Raw genomic sequence first — 20,125 nt, 5'->3', positions numbered from 1 at the left:
TTGTGATTATGAACTGAATCCGTTAAAATAGTGAAATGGGATAAAAAATGGAGGAATCGTCATGGTAAAAATATTATTAGCTGAAGATGAAGAAGTTTTACGTATGCTCGTATTAGATACGTTAGAAGATGAAGGATATGACATTGATGAAGCGCCAGACGGCCTTGAAGCCTATCGGCTAATCGAACAGAACGAGTATGACCTCGTGATTGTCGACCATATGATGCCAGGCATGACCGGTCTTGAGGTCATTGAGAAAGTACGAAAATTGCCAGGACGTCAACATACGAAAGTCATGATGCTTACTGCGAAGAGTCAACAATCTGATCGTGATTGCGCGAATGAGATTGGGGTCGACTACTTTATTTCGAAGCCGTTCAGTCCGCTTGAATTAGTGAAGATTATAGGAGGCATCGTGAATTGAACAGATGGTTTAAACAAAAACTTGGTCGCGACCTCATGGTCGTCCTTTACTCGTTTCTCGCGGTCGCGCTCGTCGGCTCGATTTTTATGTATTTGCACATGCAAGAACGTGTTGCGGTGAACGAACAACGGTTGCAGGATGTCGATCAACGCATCGACCGGTTGAATACGTTGTGGGACGAATGGCAAGGAGCTCAATACGATGCTCGAGGCTATCTTCTGTTTGGGGATACTGAGTCGCTCGAACGGGCCCGTGCCAAAGAGAACGAGTTCCAACAAGAAATCAACTGGTTCAAAAGTGTTGTCCAAACGAAGCAAGGTGAGATTTTCTCAGAAGACTTGCAAGAGTTCCATGACTTTTACTTCGGTGTCATTCTTCCAGTGACAACGGAATACGGACAATTGCGAGCTGAAGGTGAAATTACTGAGACGACGATTGACCCTGAGACAATTTTGACACTTCCGACTGCCGAGCGCTTGATTGAGCAAGGCGTTGTCCCGTATAGTCCAGAACGCGGCATCGACACGCTCGGACCAATCCGGCAAATCGAGACGGCACTGTCAGATTATAAAAACTTAATGAACAGTGAGAAACAAAGAGTATATGATACTTGGAAATTAAACAACAACATTCTTCAATTCTTATGGATTGCGAGCATCTTATCGTTTGCAGCCTTGATTTTATTGTTCATCCAGCCGTTCCTGCGCCGCCAAACAAATTTGATTTCCCGGCTTTCGGTCGCATCTGACCGCTTGTTGAAAGGTGAGATTGTCGATTTGAGCGATCAGATGATACGTGAAGACGAAATTGGCACGATGTCACGCTCGTTCAACAAGATGGCCGAGACGCTTCGTGACAACGAACGTCATTTGATTGAGAAGAATCACGAGTTGCAAGCGCAGCAGGAAGAATTGATTGCACAACAAGAAGAGCTTCAAGCACAGCAACAAGAGCTTGAAGAAATCTTGGAGCAGACGCAACAAAATGAGCAACACTTGGCTTACCGCAACGAATTGACCGAGACGCTCGCGGCCCGTGATTCGTTGACGGCTTACCCAGAAATCATTGAGAAACTGGTCGCCATCACCGACTCTGAGGTCGGTGCCCTCGTCTTTGTCGATGCGACAGGCTCGTTCTCAATCACGAGCCACGGTTTGAACGAGACGCTCACCCGTCAGCTAATCGATAGCGAGAATTCAGTTTTGACGCGAGCAATGACACTCCGGACGACGGTCCATTCGTCGAAACAAGTCGCAAGTGACCACCCGCTCCCGTACCCGTATTACATGTACGAGACGGCCGTACCGGTCCACGATCCGACAGATGACTCCATCATCGCGTTCATTTATCTCGTCCGCTACAAGGACCGCTTCACGCAGACACAGATGGGTGACATCATGTCGTTTGCTCGTCAGTTATCGCTCTCGCTTCTCCGGATGCGTCTGTTTGAAGAGATGACCCGTGAGAAAGGGAAGACGGAACGGATTCTCGACTCGATTCGCGAGGCGGTCATTTACGTCGAGCATTCGACCGATGACGTCTTCGTCAACCGGCCGCTCTATGAAATGTTCCCTGAGCTTGATGACATCACGTCGAGAGAACTCGCAGAACTGTCATGGAACGAATGGCGAGAGACGATTTCAACAACGGTCGACCAAGAAGATGATTTCATGAAGTATACCGATCGCCTCTTCACGGATGACTTCCCGCATGACAGCGTAAGTTTCTCGATCCGTAAAGGTGAGATGAACCTGCAGATGTACGCCGAGCGTATCGTCGTCGGTGGGTTGTCAAAAGGGACGTTGCTCGTCTTCCGTGACATCACGAGCGAGACCGAGGCAGAACGCTTGAAGAGCGAATTCATCTCGACGATCTCTCACGAGTTGCGGACACCCCTCTCATCGATTTACGGGTTCACCGAGCTCATGGTCAAGAAGCAGTTGCCGAATGAGAAGCAGGCGAAGTATTTGCAGACGATTCATGCCGAGACGGAGCGGTTGACGCATCTCGTCAACGACTTCCTCGACGTGCAGCGAATGGAAGCCGGCAGTCAGATGTATGACCGGGAACAACTCGATATTGAGCCGGTCATCCGAGACATGATGACGTTCTATGAAGCTTCGTCACTGAAACACAAGTTTGAACTCATTACGGCCGATGACCGTCCGTATGAACTGTTCGCCGATTGTCAGAAGTTCAAACAGTTGATGAGCAACTTGCTCTCGAACGCCGTGAAGTATTCGCCTCGTGGCGGAAAAATCACCGTCGAATTGGCTCATCATGACCAATCAGTGTCGATTAAGGTGAAAGACGAAGGGATTGGGATCCCGAGCGACGCGCTCGACCGTCTCTTCGACAAATTCTACCGGGTCGATAATTCGGATAGTCGTGAAATCGGCGGAACCGGACTCGGTCTCCCAATTTGTCAAGAGATCGTGCGCGGTCACGCCGGGCAGATTCATGTTGAGTCGATCCAACATCAAGGGTCGACGTTCACGGTCGTCATTCCGAGCTTCGAATACGCGATTCGCGAACAAGAATCGACGACAGCTTAATAGGTCGATTCCGACAAACGCCTGGTCATTCACGATCAGGCGTTTGTTCATCGGCTAAAGATTTTTTCGATTGTTTGCTTGACCGCAGTCCGAGCGACTCGTGTACAATAGAGGTTGTACATAATGGAAAGGGGAGACTTTGAATGCCATTGATCGCATTCCTACACACGCACGTCACGAGCTGGGTCTTATTACTCGTTCTGTTCGCTGTCGCCTATATTGGCTACAAAAACGGCAATAAGAGCGGGAAAATCGCCCATATGGTGTTTCGACTTATGCTTCTCGTCGCGTTTGGCACAGGGCTTTATTTGTATTTACAATTACTCGAGGGCGGCATGTTCTACCACGTGAAAATCACGGTCGGGCTTTTGACGCTCATCTTTGGTGAGATGACGCTCATCCGTATGAAAAAGCACAAGCCAGCGGGCACGATGTTCGGCGGCTTTGTGATTCTTGCACTAGTGACGATTTTCATCGGCTATGCGTTGCCGTACGGACTGTCGTTCTTCAGTAACTTCATTTGATTTCACCCCCACTTCGCACATCGAAGTGGGATTTTTTTGTTTGCTCATAAATTATTAGGGGAAAATGAAACAATCAGTGATAACGATGATGAGGTGAAACGATGGAACAGCAAATGAATGAATGGTCACGCGTCTTACACGCACGAAGATGGATGAAACAAACCGAGTCCTTCCTGCCATTATGGCACGGGTATATCGGATACAAATATGGATTGTTCGATGCGCTCCAAGGCGGGGCGAGCTATGCGGAGATGACACTCCGATTAAAACAACCGTTGACGAAGCTCGCGCTCGAGCGTTGGCTCGAAGTGGGGGTCGCCGTTCGTCATTTGAAGAAGAGAGGTTGGCGCTATTTTCCGACACGCAGTTTGAAGTATCAACTGTCGCATGAAGATGAGCGCAGCATCGGCTTCATGCTCCAAGAAATGATGGAGCTTCATATCCCGGCGCTCATCGCTTATCCTGACTTTTTAGAGTCGGGGAAGCAGAAGACGTTCGACGGGGCGACACATGGACAAGTCGTCGCACAGACGTCGACACTCGTCGAGACGATTGCATTCCCGATTGTGCAACAGCTGTTGCGTCAAGCTGACGTCAAGACGATGCTCGATATCGGTTGCGGTCACGGTGGCTACTTGCGCAAATTGCATGGACTCGAACCAGATTGGCGGTTGACCGGCATCGATTTAGAGGAAGACGTGATTGCCGAGGCGCGCGAGCAAGATGAATCCGGTGAGATTCGCTATGAAGTGGCCGATTTTATGGAGTGGGATCACGACGAACGGTTTGATGCCGTCATGATGAATAACATGTTGTATTATTTCTCCCCGGAACAACGTATCGAACTGCTCGGACGGATGCTTGAGAACTTAGATGAAGCAGGTGTCGCCGTCCTCGTTACGCCGCTCGCTGAAACGCCGCTCGGCGCTCGATTCGCCTCAGCATTCAATGCGTTCATGACGTTGCATGATAATCTCTATCCGCTCCCAACAATTCGCGAGTTACGCCGTCAAATGAATAAGGTCGGCTTCGACAACGTCCGGTTCATCCCGTTCATCCCAGAAGGGTCATGGTACATTGTCATCGCGAAACGAGACAATTGACACATCACGGACACACGACGAGCCGATTCAAATTTGAACTTGTCTCCGGTCATTCCTATAATGAGATAGAAGCATAAGAGACTTTTCACATAGGGAGTTGTTCAACGTGTCAACAAAGAGAGTCGCCGTCATCGGTGCCGGCCCAGGAGGACTTGCGGCCGCGATGCTGCTCGCGAGCCGTGGTGTCAACGTAACAGTGTTTGAGAAGCAGGCGTTCGTCGGTGGACGAACGTCGCGTCTGCAAGTCGGAGAATTCGCGTTCGATCGTGGCCCGACTTTTTTAAATATGCCATACATTTTAGAAGAGATCTTTGAAGAGACAGGTCGAAATTTACACGACTACGTCGAGATGAAACGACTCGAGCCGATGTATGACCTTTATTTTGATAGAGGAAAGCGGGTCTTGTCGATGACGACCGACCGCGATCAAATGCATCAGGCGATTGAAGAGCAGTTCCCGGGCAACGGGGAAGGGTATGAACGCTTCATGGCCGAACAAGCCATCAAGTTGTCGAAACTAATGCCGGTTCTCCAGACGGCGCATGACAAACTAACTGATTACGTGGCGACGCGCGTCTTGAAGGCGCTCCCGTTCTTGTCGATCGGCAAGTCGTTATATGATGTGCTATCGGAATATTTCACGAGCGAAGAGCTGAAGTACGCGTTTACGTTCCAAGCTAAATATCTTGGCATGTCGGCGTGGGAGTGCCCGGGCGGCTTCTCGATTTTGTCGTATATGGAGCACGCTTACGGTGTCCATCATCCGATTGGCGGCGTGAACCAACTGTGCACAGCGATGGCTCGTGTCATCGAGGAAGAGGGCGGCGAGATTCGTCTCGGAGAAGGAGTCGACCGACTCTTGCTCGACGGGAAACGCGTCAACGGGCTCGTGGCGAACAACATCCATTACGCTTTCGACGAAGTGATTGTCGGCGCCGACTTCGCGCACGCCATGACGACGCTCGTCCCGAACGATGCACTCACACGGTGGAGTCCGAAACAGCTGAAGAAGAAGCGCTATTCGTGTTCGACGTTCATGCTTTATCTCGGACTCGATCGTATTTACGATGATGTCGCGCATCATTCGATTCATTTTGCCGACGATTATGAACGAAATGTGAAAGAGATGACGCAAGACTTGAAGTTAAGTGAGGACTTCTCTTTTTACGTGCATAACGCGTCAAACATCGATCCAACACTCGCACCGGCAGGGAAGTCATCGCTTTATGTGCTCGTCCCGGTGCCGAACAACCTGGCGAACTTGCCATGGGAGACGCTCGAGGCGACGATGACCGAGCGCGTCCTCGATGCACTCGAGACGCGTTCGCCGTATCGTGACATCCGGAACCATATCGAGGTGATGCAGCCGCTCACGCCAAACGATTGGGAAGCGTTCGGTGTCTATGAAGGGGCGACGTTCAACTTAGGACATAACTTGTCCCAGATGATGTATTTCCGTCCCCATAACCAGTTCGAGGAGCTCGACCACGTCTGGCTCGTCGGCGGCGGGACGCATCCTGGCAGCGGACTGCCGACGATTTTTGAATCGGCGCGCATTACCGTCAACCTGTTGCGTGACCGGGCGGGTGTCGGCCAATGAACATCAGTTTCGTCGGTGCCGGGATTGGTTCGCTTTACGCGGCCTTACTCCTGACCCATAAATATCCGTCAATCGACGTGACCATCTACGAAAAAGAATCCCGCGTCGGCGGCCGTCTCAATTATGTCGAGTTCGAGAACGGTGCCCGCGTCGATGAAGGACCGACGATCGTTCTATTACCCGGGAAACTGAAAAGCCAGCTCCAAGAAGCCGGGTTCCCGGAGCGAGAGCTCGAGTTGATCGAGGTTGACCCGCTTTATCGCCTTCGTTACGAGGATGGCACGACGTTCTACAAATACCGTGACATCGAGCGTCAGGCGGCCGAAATCGACCGTCTGTTCAACGAGGGTGACGGTTTTAAAAAGTATATGACTCAAAAACGAGAAGAGTATCGCCTTGGATTTGACGCGTTCTTAGACCGGGGCTATAAGAGCAAGACCGATTTGTTCGAACCGAAGCTATTGATGCTCCTCATGCGCTTGAAGGCGTATGAGACGGCCCATGAGAACATGAAACGCTTCTTCAAAGACGAGCGTTTGCGCGTCGCCTATAGCCTCCAGACGCTCTATATCGGCGGGAACCCGTATGATACCCCATCCCTCTACGGCCTGATCCCGTATCGCGAACAAGAGGAAGGAATCTGGTACGTCAAGGGAGGATATTTTTCGCTTGCGACGAAAATAGAACAGGAGTTGAGACGGCGCGGCGTCACATTTGAATTGAACGCCAACGTGGAACGGGTCCAGGTCGAGCAAGGCCAGGCGAACGCGGTCGTCGTGGACGGTGTCGTTCATCCATATGATGCGGTCGTCGTCAATGGTGACTTCCCGCTTATGGAACGGTTAATTGACGGCGTCAAACCGAAATCATATGAACCATCGAGCGGAACACTCTTACTTTACTTCGCCGTGACAGGGGACATCGATTTGCCGATTCATCAGTTCGATTTGCCGGATGATTTTGCCGGGTCGATGCGGACCATCTTTGAAGATGGTAAACTAAGCAAGTACCCGGCGATGTATACGTTCAATCCGTCTTTGATGGACGACTCATTGGCACCGAAGGGGACAAGCGTTCTCTATGTGCTCGTACCGGTCCCGCGTAAGTTAGAACGTGAGGACTTTGAGACGAGCGGTGCAATCGAGCATTTGATCGACCGGATCGAACAAATGGTCCCCGACTTCAGGGACCGTGTGATCGAGATGAAAGTGCGGACGCCGATGGATGCGGAACGATTTGGTTTATTCGAAGGCGGGAGTTTCGGCATCGCCCCGAAATTGGCCCAATCGGCCGCGTTCAAACCACAAGCCCGTCCGTACGCGCATATCGACCGGCTTTACGCCGTCGGCGCATCGGTGCATCCGTGCGGAGGCGTCCCAATCGTCATGATCGGCTCGCAGCTGTTAGTGAAAAGAATGGAAGAAGAAATGGGGGCATTGTACCATGACGACACAAGAAGCGTATCGTCACTGTGAAGACGTAATGAAAAAAGGCTCGCTCACGTTTTATCGGGCCTTTTCCTTGCTCTCCAAACCAGACCGTCAGGCCGTGGCCGCGGTCTATACGTTTTGCCGGACGCTTGACGACGCAGTCGATGAATCCGACCGTCCTGAAGAGAGCTTGACGGACTTTTTGACCGAGTTCGATCGCTTCTTGGCCGGTGAACATCTGACCGATGCGCTCTGGGTGGCGTTGCGTGACGTTTGGGGACGGTACGACATGGACGTCGAACCGTTCTTTGAATTGGCTGAAGGCATGAAGTGGGACTTACATAAAACGCGCTACGCGACGCTCGAGGAGACGGAGCAATATAGTTACTATGCGGCCAGCACCGTCGGCTTGATGCTGTTGCCGATTCTCGCGCCGGACGTGGACGCGACAGGGCGGCATCAGTTGAAACAAGGCGCAATCGACTTAGGCATCGCGATGCAGTTGACGAACATCCTGCGTGACGTCGGAGAAGACCTCGACCGTGACCGAATTTATGTGCCACAGTCGTTATTGATGAAGTTTGGTATTTCGGAAGCAGACTTGTTCGCGCGGCAAGTGACCCCGGCGTTCATTGACGTCTGGGAGACGATGGCGCGCCGGGCCGAACTTCTATACGTACGGGCCCGGGAGACGCATCACTTGTACCCTGCGACGAGCCGGAAGCCGGTCAGTGCGGCAGGCTTGCTCTATGAAGGCATCTTGGACGCGGCCCGACAGAACGGACACGACGTCTTCACGAAACGGGCGTTTGTCTCGACGATTCAAAAAGGAAAACTGTTGGCTAGACTATAAGATGAGGTGGTCGTCTCGAGACGGCTGCCTTTTTTTACGCAAAAAAAACCACTTTTGGCGGGGGACCAAAAGTGGTGTAAGCGTTGTGTGATTCGTTCATCGGGGAAACGAACGAATCGGACGTGATGAACCCTAAAGATGTGCCTCGTCTCATGGGGAATGAAACGATGGGGCATCTTCGCTGAAGCAGGATGCTTGATGGACTAAGGGGGAACATCAGAATGCATGCTGTTTCAGCCGCGGGATACGAGTGGGGAAACTCGCTCATCACTTTTTTCTCGGGTGTGACAAGTTCAAAACGCGATAGGCTCGGGGAAGCCATTCGATCGCTACAGGTGTAACAAACGTTACAAAACTGCTTGAACTCGAATATGATGTTATCATGTCTATCCCGTGTCGACAAGTGTCGAATCTTCTGTTCACAAAATGTTCAAATTGTCAGAGGTATGTCCTCTAACATCGACCGGGCTGCGAATTGTCCTGAAAGCGTCACCATCGGGCTGCCGCCGCCCGGGTGGGTCGAGCCGCCTGCAAACCAGATGTTCGACACATCTTCCGAGCGAGACGAAGGTCGGAAGAACGCTCCTTTTTTCGAGTTGGCCGATGTCCCGTAAAGTGCCCCATAATACGCGTAAAAATCACGCGTCAAATCGAGCGGGGTGACACGGCGGTGGAAGACGACGTCGTGGTCTTCCCAATCGACACCGAATTTTCGAAGACGTCGGCGAATCAAATGTTCATACGTCTCAGCATCGATGTCGGTCATATGGGCCGGCGCGTTGACGAGAATGAATAAGTTGTCGCCAGCTTCTCCCATCGATGGGTCCGTATGGGCCGAGTTCGAGATATAAATCGTCGGCTCATCCGCATACCGTTCCTCATCGAACAGCGCCCGGAACTCCGCTTCATAGTCGTCTGAGAAATAGACGTTATGGTGCGCCAAGTTCAATCGCTTGTTCAAGCCGACCATAATGACGAAAGCAGACACGGACGGTTCAATCGTATCGCGCGTCGGTACCGGGAACGAAGGCCGAGCGGAAGCATCGACGAGCCGCGGATATTGCGTGAGCAGTTCGCCGTTCAAGAGGACGGCGTCGCAAGACATGACTTCTTCGTGGTCGATGACGACCGCGTGCGCCTTCCCGTTCGTCACTTCGATTTTCGTGACCTCATGACCGAGCCGGAACTCGACGCCGAGTTCGCTTGCCCGTTTGGCGAAGCCTTTCGCGATCGTCCAGTTCCCGCCTTTGGCGAAATAGACGCCGTCATTCAGTTCCAGGTGCGAAATCAAGGCGAACGTGCCCGGTGTGACGTACGGACTGCTGCCGATATACGTCGCATAGCGGTCGAGTGCTTGGATGATGCGCGGATCTTTAAAATATTTTTTATGGAGCGCATGAAGGCTCTTGAGCGGATGTACTTTCATCATATCGGCCCAGAGCCCTGTATCGATTTTCGAGTCCATTCGCGTGAAGAAGCGGTTGTTGGCGATTTCGAACAGTTTCTCTGCTTCGTCTAAATACGCGGCCAATTGATTTTTATCGGCCTTGTCACCGGTCAGACGGCGGACCTCGCCTTCCATCTTTTCTCGGTCTGAATGGAACGTGAACGTTGAACCGTCCGAAAAGTGATTGACCGTATGCGATTCGAGTTTGACGAGTTCGAAATAATCATCCGGGTTAGCCCCGCTGTTGCGGATGACGGAACGAAACACGTCCGGCATCGTGATTGTATTCGGTCCGAAGTCAAAACGATGTCCATCAGTGACGATTGGCATGAGTTTTCCGCCGACGTGTTCATTCTTCTCAATGACGGTCACGTCGTAACCGCGGGCGGCAAGGGTGACGGCGGCGCTCAAGCCGCCGAGCCCCGCTCCAATAATAGCGATCTGTTTCATGTTGTGCCTCCTAGCGAGATTATTGATACGTACGGCCTTTCCATGAGATCGGCTTTCGTCGCCACTTGCGTACGACCGCGCTCGACAAGAGCAACAAGTAGGCGATCAGACTGAACGGATGGAGCCAGAAGTGACGTCCTCCCGATTTGACGTCGACTGCGAGTCGAGCAAGTAAGACGAACACGCACGCCAAGAACGATACCCAATCCATGCGGACGAGGAAGGCGAGGAAAGCAGAGAGCTGGGTGCCGTAGTATAAGAGAAAATAAAGGGCGATGCCCACTGCTTCATTCATTCCCTTGAATACGTTTTTTGAAAACCCATTCCACACTTCTTCGTTCGTCGCATACATATCACATGTGATGTAAGGTGAAACGTTGACGAGTGATGTAACTTTTTTTCGTCGTTTGAACTCGCGGCAGAGGTCGATGTCGTCGATTAACGAGTCGTGGATGGAGGCGTGTCCCCCGACGTCATTATAACTTTTTCGTTCAACGAGCACGTTCATCCCATTGGCCGCGGCGAAGGCGGGGTGCCGCACTTTGCGCCAAAACAACGGCAAATGCTGGGCGATCAGAACGTGTTGCATCGGAATCAACAATTTTCCGAGCCATGTCGGAGTCGGGAATTGTGGAAAACCAGACAAGAAGACCGCCTCTTCACGGGCGAGTGTGCCATGGAGTCGTCCGATGAACGTAGAATCGATTGTGACGTCAGCATCGAGGAACAATACGTACGGCTCGGTCGTCCGGCTCGCCAACTGGTGACACGCGTGGACTTTACCGGCCCACCCTTTAGGTAACGGCACACCACGGAAAATGGTGAAGCGGACATCATCAGCGATGGCTCGAACGAGTGCCTCGTATGTATCGTCCTCAGACCGGTCCTCGTATAAATAGACGCGACATTCATCCGGCAAGGCGGCCTTCAAACTCGTGATGAGTTTTGGCACGTTCCGTTCTTCGTTCCGAAGTGGAATGCACACCGCAGTCGGAGGAGCGGGAACGGGTGCGGTGAGCGGACGTAAAAATAGTAAATTGACGAGTGTGAACACGAACATAAGGAAAGTGAGCGATAAAATCACCATCAGCGGCCTCTTCCAATTTGGAGCAAGTGTTCCGTCCAATCCGCGAGGCTGCGCTTTGGCGGGAACAAGGCGATATAGCGGTCAGACTGCGTGATCACGTCGTCGCGCGTATCGTCATATAGGCGTTCGATTGCTTCGGCGAGCTCTTGTTTTTGAAGCCGTCTCGTCTCGGAGACGACCGTATGGTTGCGGAAGCGCACATAGACGAGCGGGGCGGCGTGCGACGCGAACGTGTAATAAATGGCGCACAGCCGGACTTCGGGCTGACGGAGCAACATCGTCACACCTGAGCCAATCTCGAGCGGACGATGCTCCTGTGGATACTCGCGTCCTTGCGGGAACACCCAGACGGACTTGCCTGCGAGTAATAGCCGATTGGCGTAGTCGAGCGAGGCCCGCACGTCCGACAGCTTGCCTTTTTTGATGGAAAACGCGCCCAAGTGACGGAAGAATGGAAAGCGGCGTAACCCGTCCTCATCCATCAAGACGTGAACGTCGTGGCGCAAGTAATATTCGTTCAACATGAGCAAGATCATCCCGTCCCACCAAGAGCTGTGGGTGCTCAAAAACAATCCTGGTGTCGGCACATCATCGGCCCGGACGTAAATCGTATGGAAAAACGGACGGATTTGACGTTCTTTCACGAACGTCGAAAACAAGTTATTGAACCATTTCTTTTTGCTCGCTTCGATCATGTCGGCTCCTCCGTTCTAGCAAGATGAGGCCTGCTGCTGTCACGATGCTGAGTACACCGATGCCGTAGAGGCCAGCGTTGACGGCCGTGACGCCAAACAAGGCGTGAAGCATGACGAACAAATAACGTCCATGTCCGAGTAGCAACGGTTCCGCCTCGACTTCAAACCGGTCAAGCAACCAAGAGAAGATGAGCGACAGTCCGAACCAACCGACGAAGTTTTGCGTCGGGATGTCATAGTAGAGACCGTCATTGGCCCATTCCCAGTACCCTTTCACGTTCGCGGCGACCGGGTCGATTGCCATGTCGAGCCAAACAGCGAGGAACGGGACGAGCCAGAGCGTCCGGTTCTTGAATGAGAATAGGCGGGCGACGGCAAAACTGGCGCCGATGACGGCGAGCCAGGCCGCGCCAATCGTGACCGGTACACCGAACACGGTCGGACCGAACGCCTCGGCATAGATGTACTCACTGAACGGGAACCCGGTTTTCACACCGAGCGTCTCGACGGCGATCGAACCGAAAAAGATGAACGGGACGATCAGACGGGCGTGGCGGACACCGTCCGCAATCACCCAGCCGCCGATGACACCGGCGAGCCACAAGAAGACCGGGTTTGCCCATTCGAGCCAACTCGGCAACAAATCAAAGCCGACGAGGACGACCCCGACGACATACCAAACCAAAAACCATTTCCAAATCCATGGATACACTTTCATTTCATCACCTCTACCCCCATTCTAGAGAGGTTTTTGGTTCCCGTCTAATAAATGCATGCAAAAAAGGGCCCCTCGAGAGAGACCCATCAATTTGCCATCCGTTTCCGTTTCTTGACGAACGAGAAGGCAATGAACAAAACATAGAATGTGACGGCGATGAACCAAAATGATGGCCATTCTTTCCAGCGGGCGAAAATCATGTACGTCAAATAAATGAGACTGACCGTGATGATGAACGAGTGGCGCGGAAGCGGCACATCTTTAAAGCTCGGGATACGGACACGGCTGACCATGAGCAGAGCGAGACCCGTGAAGAAGATCGGGGTGAGGAGCTCGTTGATCTGGTCCCCGAACGTCGTCACGACGGCGAGGAGCCCGCCGGCCGCTGTAATCGGGACACCCGAGAAGTAACTGGCCGTGACGTTCGTCGCCGACAAGTTGAAGCGGGCCAAACGATAAGCACCGAATAACGGGAACAAGGCGGCGAAGAAGAGACCATAGTTGCCGTAATCGATAAAGAACGTGTAGTAGGCGAGAAGCGCCGGGGCGACCCCGAACGTGACGACATCAGCGAGCGAGTCGAGTTCTTTTCCAAAATCACCGGCCACTCCGAGCATACGGGCTAGCCGTCCGTCTAGACTGTCGAGCATCATGGCGATGATAATCAATAACGTGGCATTCGAAAAGTCTCCTCGCGCGGCATAGACAATCGCCAAGACGCCGCAAAACAGGTTACCGAACGTAAATGAGTTAGGAATCCACGAGCGGATTCGTTCTTTCCACATAGGTGTTGCCTCCATCTTTTTATTGAGTGAACCAGCGACCGTCCGTGAACCGAAGCAAATCAGCCGGTGTGAGTTCGAGTTGATAGCCGCGTTTTCCGGCCGAGATGATGATCGTATCTTTTTGTCTGGCGTTGTCATGAAGAAAGACGGGGAAACGTTTCTTCGCTCCAATCGGCGAGACTCCGCCGCGGATATAGCCGGTCAACGCCTCGAGTTCTCTCACCGGTACGGGTGAAACCTTTTTTGCACCCCAGGCTTTCGCGGCCGCCTTCAAATCGATATCTAACGCTCCTGAGATGAGGAAAAAGGCGTAGCGCCGCTCCTCGTTCTCGAGACAAATCGTTTTATACAGTTGGTCGAGCGGTTTACCGAGTGACGCGGCGACATGTTTGGCGGAGACGTCGGACGCATCCACTTCATAGGAGTGGTACGTGAACGGGATGTTCCGTTGTTTCAATTGTCTTGCGGCATTCGTCAGTTGCATCAGCCCCACCCTTTCGTTGAACGACTCTTTTAAGAATAGCAAATAGTGGTAGCGTCGGGCAATCGAACTCAGAAAGTTTTCATGACAAGAAGGAAACAGAATGGACGATATAGAAATGAATACTGATTCATTTTAGTAAAAGGGGGAATTGGGATGGAAACGATTCAACTAGAACGACATAACGGGGTCGGCTGGCTCAAATGGAACCGGCCGGAGAAACTGAACGCGCTGAATGAGACGCTGCTCCGCGAAGCAAGGAAAGCAGTCGAGGAGCTTGTGGCAGACGAAACCGTCCAAGTCATCGTCCTTGTCGGGCAAGGACGTGGCTTCTCATCGGGACAGGATTTGACGATCGAGGGGGATGCCGACTATGGCCACTACCTAGAGGAGGTCTACCATCCGCTCGTCCGGGCGCTCGAAGCTTGTCCGAAACCGGTCATCGCCGGGATTCACGGAGTCGTCGCTGGGGCGGGCTTGAGTCTAGCGCTCGCGGCGGACGTCCGTCTCGTCGCCAGGTCGACGAAGTTTAGTTCGGCATTCATCAAGATTGGTCTCGTCGCAGATGCCGGGGGGCCGTATCACTTACGACGTCTGATGCGCCCAGACCTCGCGCTTGCTTGGATGTGGAGCGGGAGCACAATCGGCGCCGAACAGGCCGAGACGTTCGGTCTCGTCACCGAGCTCGTCGAGGATGAGGCGTACTTGGAGCGGTTGACGACATATGCCGAGACGCTCGCCGCCCAGTCACCGACGGCGGTACAGGGCATGAAGGCGTTGTTCCGGGCCGAATCGTTCGAAGACGGGCTCGAGCAAGAAATCATCTGGCAACGGAAGTGTGGTCAGACGGACGTCCATCGCCAAGCGATGCAGGCGTTCTTAAATCGATAATCGATAAAAAAAGAAGCGGTCACAGCGACCGCTTCTTTTCGATTGGTTATGAAGTTGGCTTCGGTTCGAATTGGAACCCTTTTTGTTGCCACGTGCCGTATTTCCAACGACGGAAGGCGAAGAAACCGCGGAACCACTCGTCAAGCGAGAAGGCGAGCCAAATTCCGAGGACGCCAAGTCCCATCTGGAGGCCGAACAAATAACTGAAGACGACGGCGACGCCCCACATCGAGGCGATCCCGATCATGACCGGGAAGCGAACGTCACCGACCGATTTGAGCGAGCCCATCAAGACGATGTTCATGGCACGACCTGGCTCAAGAATGAGCGTCGCCCATAAAATCGGCACCCCGACGGCGATGATGTCTGGGTTCGATGTGAACAGGCCGAGCAGCGACTTGCCGAATACGGCGAGTCCGAGCGACGCGACGAGCGATGCGAACATGGCGAGCTTCAACGTCTTCACGGCACGAGTATACGCTTCTTTGAACCGTTTTCCGCCGATGTCACGAGCAATCAATAGCTGCGTTCCTTGGGCGACAGCGACCGTGAACAAGAAGGCGAGCATCGACAAGTTCATGACATATACCCGGGCGGCTAGGGAAGCCTCGCCCATCGTAGCGATGAAACCGGTGATGATGATTTGTGAGAACTGATATGACAAGTTCTCTCCGGCCGATGGGACGCCAATCTGTAACAAGGCACGAATGTCGTCGCGTTTCGGACGAATCAATTCTTTGAGCGGGAAGCGGAGCAAGAGCCGCTTCTTGACGATCCAAAATAACAAGACCATGGCCGAGAAGCGGGCGATGACGATGGCCCACGCGACACCGGCGACACCCGTGACCGGAAGACCGAACCAGCCCATGACAGCGAGCATCGCTCCGATGGCTGTGATGATATCGATTAGGAGCGTCGCGAGCATCGCATGCTTCGTCATCCCATGACTCCGGAGAACCGAACTGAGCGCCATGATGAGCGCTTCAGTGAACAGCGACAACCCGACGATTTGCAAGAACAACAAACCGTGGTCGAACAACTCATCGGATAAACCGAACAAGCGAAGGAACGTCTCGCCGAACAAAAAGACGACGGCGACCATGAGCACGCCGAGCCACATATTCAAGCTGACGGCAGAACGGGCGAAGTCGCGGCTCTTCTTCATCCGGTTGGCACCGATCGCTTGACCAATTAAAATGGTCGCTCCGACCGAGGTCACGCTGAAGACGATTAAGAAGACGTTCAAGATTTGGTTGGCGACGCCGACCGCGGAAGCGGCGGCATCTGAGTAATGGGCGAGCATGAGCGTGGCGATGATCCCGGTCCCCATATGGAGTGCGAGCTCGATGAAGATCGGCCACGAGATTTTAAATAAACTGAGCTGTTCGGTGTCTTTTGTCGGCATGGTGTATTCTCCCTTGTTTTCTACAATTCTCTCTATGAAATATTTACGTTGTCAAAATCACAAGGGTCATGTTACTCCTTTTGAAATGAAAAAGAAAGGGATTTGGTAAATTATTTTCAACAAAAAAAACACCCGCCGAAACGGGTGGAAAACCGAATTTATTTCATTTTTAAAATCGTGGCGCTGAACGGCGCCAGTTCGACTTCGAGCGAGTCTACATCACGGTCGCGCAATAAATCATAGGCGCTTCCGGTATGGACGAGCGGGTTGAGCTTCGACACGGAATCTGAGTTATTGAAGTATATCAAATACGTCTCGTCTTTTGTACCGCGCTCGATGATGAGGGCATTGTCATTGTCATCAACGAGATTGAAACGATATGACCCGCTGTTCGCGAGCACCGGATGCTCTTTGCGGAGTCGAATCAATTTCTGTACATACCGGAACAATTCGCGATCTTCCTCGGCTTCGTTCCACGGCATGCAACGACGGCAACCTGGGTCTTGTTCACCTTCGAGGCCGATCTCGTCCCCGTAATAGATACAAGGGCTGCCTGTATACGTGAGCATCGACGTCATGAGCAGCTTGAACTTTCCTTTATGTCCTTTTGCCCGGGTGAGGGCACGAGGTGTATCGTGCGAGTCGATCAAGTTGAACGTCACTTCGTTCACGTTCGTCGTGTTCATCATCTCGACGCGCGTCAATTCATTGCGGAACTCGGAAGCGGACGTCCGGTCGAGCGCGAAATAGTTCAGGCTCGCGTTCGTGAACGGATAGTTCATGACCGCATCGAACTGATCGCCTTGAAGCCATGGTTGGGCGTCATGCCAAATCTCACCGAGGATGTACGCTTCCGGATTTGCTTGTTTCACAGCTTTACGGAAATCGCGCCAGAACGCGTGATCAACCTCGTTCGCCACATCTAACCGCCAACCGTCGATGCCGAACTCTTCGACCCAGTAGCGGGCGACTTCTAATAGATAAGCTTTTAGCGCCGGATGCTCCGTATTGATTTTCGGCATGTTCTTCTCGAAAGCGAACGTGTCGTAGTTCGGCTTCGGCGTCGTCTCGATCGGGAAGTCGCGAAGATAGAACCAGTCACGGTACTCCGACTGCGGTCCGTTCTCGACGACGTCTAAGAACCAAGGGTGGTTGTAGCCGACATGGTTGAACACGGCGTCGAGCATGACTTTGATGCCATTCTCATGGAGAAGGTCGACGAGTTGCTTGAACTGTTCTTTCGTACCGAATTGTGGATCGATTTCCATATAGTCGAGCGTGTCGTATTTATGGTTCGTCGTCGCTTTGAAGATCGGGCAGAAGTAAATTCCGGTGATGCCGAGGTCGACGATGTGGTCGATATGGTCGATGATGCCTTGGAAATCGCCGCCAAAGAAGTTCGTGATCGTCGGTTCGGTGCTATTCCATGGGAGCGTGCCTTCCGGATCATTGGATGGATCGCCATTCGCGAACCGGTCCGGGAAGATTTGATACCAGACCGTGTCCTTCACCCATGACGGGGCGTGGAAGATGTCGACTGGATTGATGAACGGGATGCAGAAATAGTAGCCTGTGTCATCAAGTGGTTTGTCTTCAAACCAACCTTTTTCAGTATAGACGGCCGTCTCGTTCCCGTCGTGGAGACGGAAGCCGTAGCGGAGTCGGCGGAACGGCGGTTTGATGGCGATGAACCAGTAGTCGTACTGCTCATCGTGACCGATCCTTTCCATCGGTGTCTCGAACGTACGCCAGAAACTCGGCTTGTTTGGATCAAAGTTCCACATAGCCGGATCTTCCGAGTGCCAGTCATACGGATCGTTCCAAATTAAGTCCACAGATTGGATATCATTTCTTTTTGTATGAAACCGAATATGTATCGTTTCTCGGTCGTACTTGTACACGAAAGGGGACATGGCGCGGTGATAGATAGCTTCTTTGATCATTGGTTTAAATTCCTTTCTCTATTTAGGGTTATAACCATTTTACACTGTCTATTCAGAAAAGAAACAACAGTTGTGAAAACGTTTGCTCAAGCAAAGGTTAATAAAGCGTTTTCATTTTGTCAATCGTTCATTTCCTCGTTTTTTACGAAATAAGACCATAAAAAATTCAAAAATAGATAAATGGGGCAACCGCAATAAAAAAAAGCGAAAAAAAGACTTGTAAAACGCTTACACAACTGTATAATAAAAATTGAGGTGAGGATGCAAACGTTTTCACTAACCTACTGATTCTGTAGCGGAGTTGTTTAAATCAGGCGGCCAAGTGCGTTTGCGCAAATCTGACCATACTATTTCCTTGGGGAGGTTTTTCATCATGAAGATGAAAAAAATGGTAGCAGGACTTTCAACAGCAGTATTCGCTTTCGGTGCACTTGCTGCATGTGGTGGCGGTACGGACAGCGGTTCTACTAACGAAGGCGGTTCGACTAGCGAAAACAAGCCAGAAAAAATCGTAATTTGGGAAGATATTGAAAAGTCGGAAACGACGAAAGAAGTTGCGAAGGCGTTTGAAGAAGAACACGGCGTCGCAGTTGAAGTCGTTGAAGTCCAAATGACGGATCAAAAGGACAAGTTGGCGCTTGATGGCCCGGCTGGAAAAGGTCCTGATATCGTTCTCGTACCACATGACCAAATCGGAACAATTGCTGACCAAGGTCACTTGGCACCGCTCACTGACGAAGGCGCACTTGACGCGTTCACTGACGCTTCGAAATCAGCTGTCATGTTCGACGGACAAGCTTACGGGTATCCGAAATCAGTTGAAACACCAGTCCTCATGTACAACAAGGATTTGGTATCAGAAGCTCCTACTTCTATGGATGACTTGTACAAGTTGTCTACAGATCTTAAGAGCAAAGGCGAGTACGGCTTCCTCGCTCTTTGGGATAACTTCTACTTCGCTCACGGCGTAGTATCTGGCTTCGGCGGTTACGTCTTCAAAGAAGACGGCGGCGCGCTCGACCCAACCGACGTCGGATTGAACAACGAAGGTGCAGTCGAAGGATTCGAGTACATCGGTAAATGGTACGAAGAAGGCCTCTTCCCTAAAGGGTTGATCGGCGAGTCTGGCGGCCAAGCGATGGACCAACTCTTCACTGAGAAGAAAGCACACACAGTCATGAACGGACCTTGGGCCGTTGCTGGTTACACAGATGCCGGCGTCAACCTCGGAGCGTCTGCACTGCCGACACTTCCGAACGGTGAACCTATTAAGACGTTCATGGGCGTGAAGACATACGCACTCTCTGCTTACACGGAGAACCAAGAGTGGGCTGAAATGTTCCTCGCAGAACTCACAAATGAAGAAAACGCATTGAAGATGTTTGAAGCTTACAACGAGATTCCACCAGTAGCAGCCCTCGAGACGAACGAGACAATCACGTCAAACGAAGTTGCGAAGGCGGTATTCGATCAAGCAACGAACGCAATCCCAATGCCTAACATTCCTGAAATGGGACAAGTTTGGGAGCCGATGGCACAAGCGCTTCAGCTCGTAGCGACTGGCAAGCAAGATGCACAAAAATCAGCTGACGATGCTGTTAAAGTCATCGAGCAACAAATCCAAGCGAACAACCAATAAGGAATTGAAATGATGGGGTACGCCGACTGGCGTTCCCCCTCATTTTCTAAAATTGAGCAAACGCTTGCTCGATTGATTTGCTCAAATTGAAAGGA

17 protein-coding genes are annotated in these 20,125 nt (G+C 52.0%); 9 read left to right on the top strand and 8 right to left on the bottom strand.

All coding sequences use genetic code 11. From position 1 onward, the window contains the following. The first annotated feature begins 61 nt into the window (after positions 1-61). The 7 genes from DPV68_RS08835 to DPV68_RS08805 all read left to right on the top strand — a co-directional run bounded on the left by DPV68_RS08835 (position 62) and on the right by DPV68_RS08805 (position 8,489). Positions 62-424, top strand: coding sequence for a response regulator (locus tag DPV68_RS08835; RefSeq protein WP_021066686.1), 363 nt, complete (start codon positions 62-64; stop codon positions 422-424). Next, on the top strand, positions 421-2,979 hold the full coding sequence (locus DPV68_RS08830) for a sensor histidine kinase (RefSeq protein WP_114166392.1): 2,559 nt from the start codon (positions 421-423) through the stop codon (positions 2,977-2,979). Before DPV68_RS08835 ends, DPV68_RS08830 begins: the two co-directional genes overlap by 4 nt. Positions 2,980-3,122: 143 nt before the next feature. Next, a complete protein-coding gene (locus DPV68_RS08825) occupies positions 3,123-3,503 on the top strand; it encodes a YisL family protein (RefSeq protein ID WP_114166391.1) in 381 nt (126 codons plus the stop codon). Positions 3,504-3,604: 101 nt separating this feature from the next. Further along, the gene (locus DPV68_RS08820) at positions 3,605-4,606 is read left to right on the top strand and encodes a class I SAM-dependent methyltransferase (RefSeq protein ID WP_114166390.1); all 1,002 of its coding nucleotides are present in this window, start codon (positions 3,605-3,607) and stop codon (positions 4,604-4,606) included. 106 nt (positions 4,607-4,712) lie between these two features. Next, positions 4,713-6,206, top strand: coding sequence for a phytoene desaturase family protein (locus tag DPV68_RS08815; RefSeq protein WP_114166389.1), 1,494 nt, complete (start codon positions 4,713-4,715; stop codon positions 6,204-6,206). Then, positions 6,203-7,681 carry a phytoene desaturase family protein gene (locus DPV68_RS08810; protein ID WP_114166388.1) on the top strand — a complete coding sequence of 493 codons (1,479 nt, stop codon included), beginning with the start codon at positions 6,203-6,205 and terminating at the stop codon, positions 7,679-7,681. Before DPV68_RS08815 ends, DPV68_RS08810 begins: the two co-directional genes overlap by 4 nt. After that, positions 7,650-8,489 carry a phytoene/squalene synthase family protein gene (locus tag DPV68_RS08805; RefSeq protein WP_114166387.1) on the top strand — a complete coding sequence of 280 codons (840 nt, stop codon included), beginning with the start codon at positions 7,650-7,652 and terminating at the stop codon, positions 8,487-8,489. Before DPV68_RS08810 ends, DPV68_RS08805 begins: the two co-directional genes overlap by 32 nt. Before the next feature lie 430 nt (positions 8,490-8,919). Here the strand turns inward: DPV68_RS08805 and DPV68_RS08800 are convergent, their stop codons facing one another. From DPV68_RS08800 to ybaK, 6 genes are all read right to left on the bottom strand, one after another. Next, positions 8,920-10,386 (bottom strand): phytoene desaturase family protein, encoded by a 1,467-nt coding sequence (locus tag DPV68_RS08800; protein WP_114166386.1) that lies wholly within the window; start codon positions 10,384-10,386, stop codon positions 8,920-8,922. A 19-nt stretch (positions 10,387-10,405) separates the two neighbouring features. Next, positions 10,406-11,446, bottom strand: coding sequence for a glycosyltransferase family 2 protein (locus tag DPV68_RS08795; protein ID WP_232819571.1), 1,041 nt, complete (start codon positions 11,444-11,446; stop codon positions 10,406-10,408). A 26-nt stretch (positions 11,447-11,472) separates the two neighbouring features. Further along, entirely contained in the window at positions 11,473-12,168 is a 696-nt protein-coding gene (locus DPV68_RS08790; RefSeq protein WP_114166384.1) for a lysophospholipid acyltransferase family protein, read from the bottom strand. Further along, positions 12,134-12,886: a carotenoid biosynthesis protein gene (locus DPV68_RS08785; protein ID WP_114166383.1), complete on the bottom strand. Its 753-nt coding sequence runs from the start codon at positions 12,884-12,886 to the stop codon at positions 12,134-12,136. The genes DPV68_RS08790 and DPV68_RS08785 overlap by 35 nt, the downstream gene beginning before the upstream one ends. 86 nt (positions 12,887-12,972) lie before the next feature. Then, positions 12,973-13,671, bottom strand: a complete 699-nt coding sequence (gene pssA, locus DPV68_RS08780; protein ID WP_021066674.1) for a CDP-diacylglycerol--serine O-phosphatidyltransferase — start codon at positions 13,669-13,671, stop codon at positions 12,973-12,975. Between the two features lie 19 nt (positions 13,672-13,690). Beyond that, positions 13,691-14,155 carry a Cys-tRNA(Pro) deacylase gene (ybaK, locus tag DPV68_RS08775; protein WP_114166382.1) on the bottom strand — a complete coding sequence of 155 codons (465 nt, stop codon included), beginning with the start codon at positions 14,153-14,155 and terminating at the stop codon, positions 13,691-13,693. A gap of 153 nt (positions 14,156-14,308) precedes the next feature. Between ybaK and DPV68_RS08770 the strand changes: the two genes are divergently transcribed. After that, a complete protein-coding gene (locus tag DPV68_RS08770) occupies positions 14,309-15,043 on the top strand; it encodes an enoyl-CoA hydratase/isomerase family protein (RefSeq protein WP_114166381.1) in 735 nt (244 codons plus the stop codon). Positions 15,044-15,089: 46 nt separating this feature from the next. Here the strand turns inward: DPV68_RS08770 and DPV68_RS08765 are convergent, their stop codons facing one another. Together DPV68_RS08765 and DPV68_RS08760 are read right to left on the bottom strand one after the other, a co-directional pair. Further along, the gene (locus tag DPV68_RS08765) at positions 15,090-16,448 is read right to left on the bottom strand and encodes an MATE family efflux transporter (RefSeq protein WP_114166380.1); all 1,359 of its coding nucleotides are present in this window, start codon (positions 16,446-16,448) and stop codon (positions 15,090-15,092) included. Positions 16,449-16,606: 158 nt separating this feature from the next. Further along, the gene (locus tag DPV68_RS08760) at positions 16,607-18,391 is read right to left on the bottom strand and encodes a glycoside hydrolase family 13 protein (protein ID WP_114166379.1); all 1,785 of its coding nucleotides are present in this window, start codon (positions 18,389-18,391) and stop codon (positions 16,607-16,609) included. Between the two features lie 373 nt (positions 18,392-18,764). Here DPV68_RS08760 and DPV68_RS08755 point away from each other — a divergent pair, with 373 nt between their 5' ends. Next, positions 18,765-20,030, top strand: a complete 1,266-nt coding sequence (locus DPV68_RS08755; protein WP_114166378.1) for an extracellular solute-binding protein — start codon at positions 18,765-18,767, stop codon at positions 20,028-20,030. Positions 20,031-20,125 lie beyond the last annotated feature (95 nt).

This window comes from Exiguobacterium sp. TNDT2 (assembly GCF_003331145.1).
Lineage (GTDB): Bacteria > Bacillota > Bacilli > Exiguobacteriales > Exiguobacteriaceae > Exiguobacterium.
Note: the sequence above shows the minus strand (reverse complement) of the source record. Positions and strands in the feature narration are given on the sequence as shown.

What these genes read in the sequence shown, in the direction of transcription:
- DPV68_RS08835 (WP_021066686.1), top strand. Translation starts at nt 62, where the DNA reads ATGGTAAAAATATTATTAGCTGAAGATGAAGAAGTTTTACGTATGCTC.
- DPV68_RS08825 (WP_114166391.1), top strand. Translation starts at nt 3,123, where the DNA reads ATGCCATTGATCGCATTCCTACACACGCACGTCACGAGCTGGGTCTTA.
- DPV68_RS08820 (WP_114166390.1), top strand. Translation starts at nt 3,605, where the DNA reads ATGGAACAGCAAATGAATGAATGGTCACGCGTCTTACACGCACGAAGA.
- DPV68_RS08810 (WP_114166388.1), top strand. Translation starts at nt 6,203, where the DNA reads ATGAACATCAGTTTCGTCGGTGCCGGGATTGGTTCGCTTTACGCGGCC.
- DPV68_RS08805 (WP_114166387.1), top strand. Translation starts at nt 7,650, where the DNA reads ATGACGACACAAGAAGCGTATCGTCACTGTGAAGACGTAATGAAAAAA.
- DPV68_RS08800 (WP_114166386.1), bottom strand. Translation starts at nt 10,386, where the DNA reads ATGAAACAGATCGCTATTATTGGAGCGGGGCTCGGCGGCTTGAGCGCC.
- DPV68_RS08795 (WP_232819571.1), bottom strand. Translation starts at nt 11,446, where the DNA reads ATGTTCGTGTTCACACTCGTCAATTTACTATTTTTACGTCCGCTCACC.
- DPV68_RS08790 (WP_114166384.1), bottom strand. Translation starts at nt 12,168, where the DNA reads ATGATCGAAGCGAGCAAAAAGAAATGGTTCAATAACTTGTTTTCGACG.
- DPV68_RS08785 (WP_114166383.1), bottom strand. Translation starts at nt 12,886, where the DNA reads ATGAAAGTGTATCCATGGATTTGGAAATGGTTTTTGGTTTGGTATGTC.
- pssA (WP_021066674.1), bottom strand. Translation starts at nt 13,671, where the DNA reads ATGTGGAAAGAACGAATCCGCTCGTGGATTCCTAACTCATTTACGTTC.
- ybaK (WP_114166382.1), bottom strand. Translation starts at nt 14,155, where the DNA reads ATGCAACTGACGAATGCCGCAAGACAATTGAAACAACGGAACATCCCG.
- DPV68_RS08770 (WP_114166381.1), top strand. Translation starts at nt 14,309, where the DNA reads ATGGAAACGATTCAACTAGAACGACATAACGGGGTCGGCTGGCTCAAA.
- DPV68_RS08765 (WP_114166380.1), bottom strand. Translation starts at nt 16,448, where the DNA reads ATGCCGACAAAAGACACCGAACAGCTCAGTTTATTTAAAATCTCGTGG.
- DPV68_RS08760 (WP_114166379.1), bottom strand. Translation starts at nt 18,391, where the DNA reads ATGATCAAAGAAGCTATCTATCACCGCGCCATGTCCCCTTTCGTGTAC.
- DPV68_RS08755 (WP_114166378.1), top strand. Translation starts at nt 18,765, where the DNA reads ATGAAGATGAAAAAAATGGTAGCAGGACTTTCAACAGCAGTATTCGCT.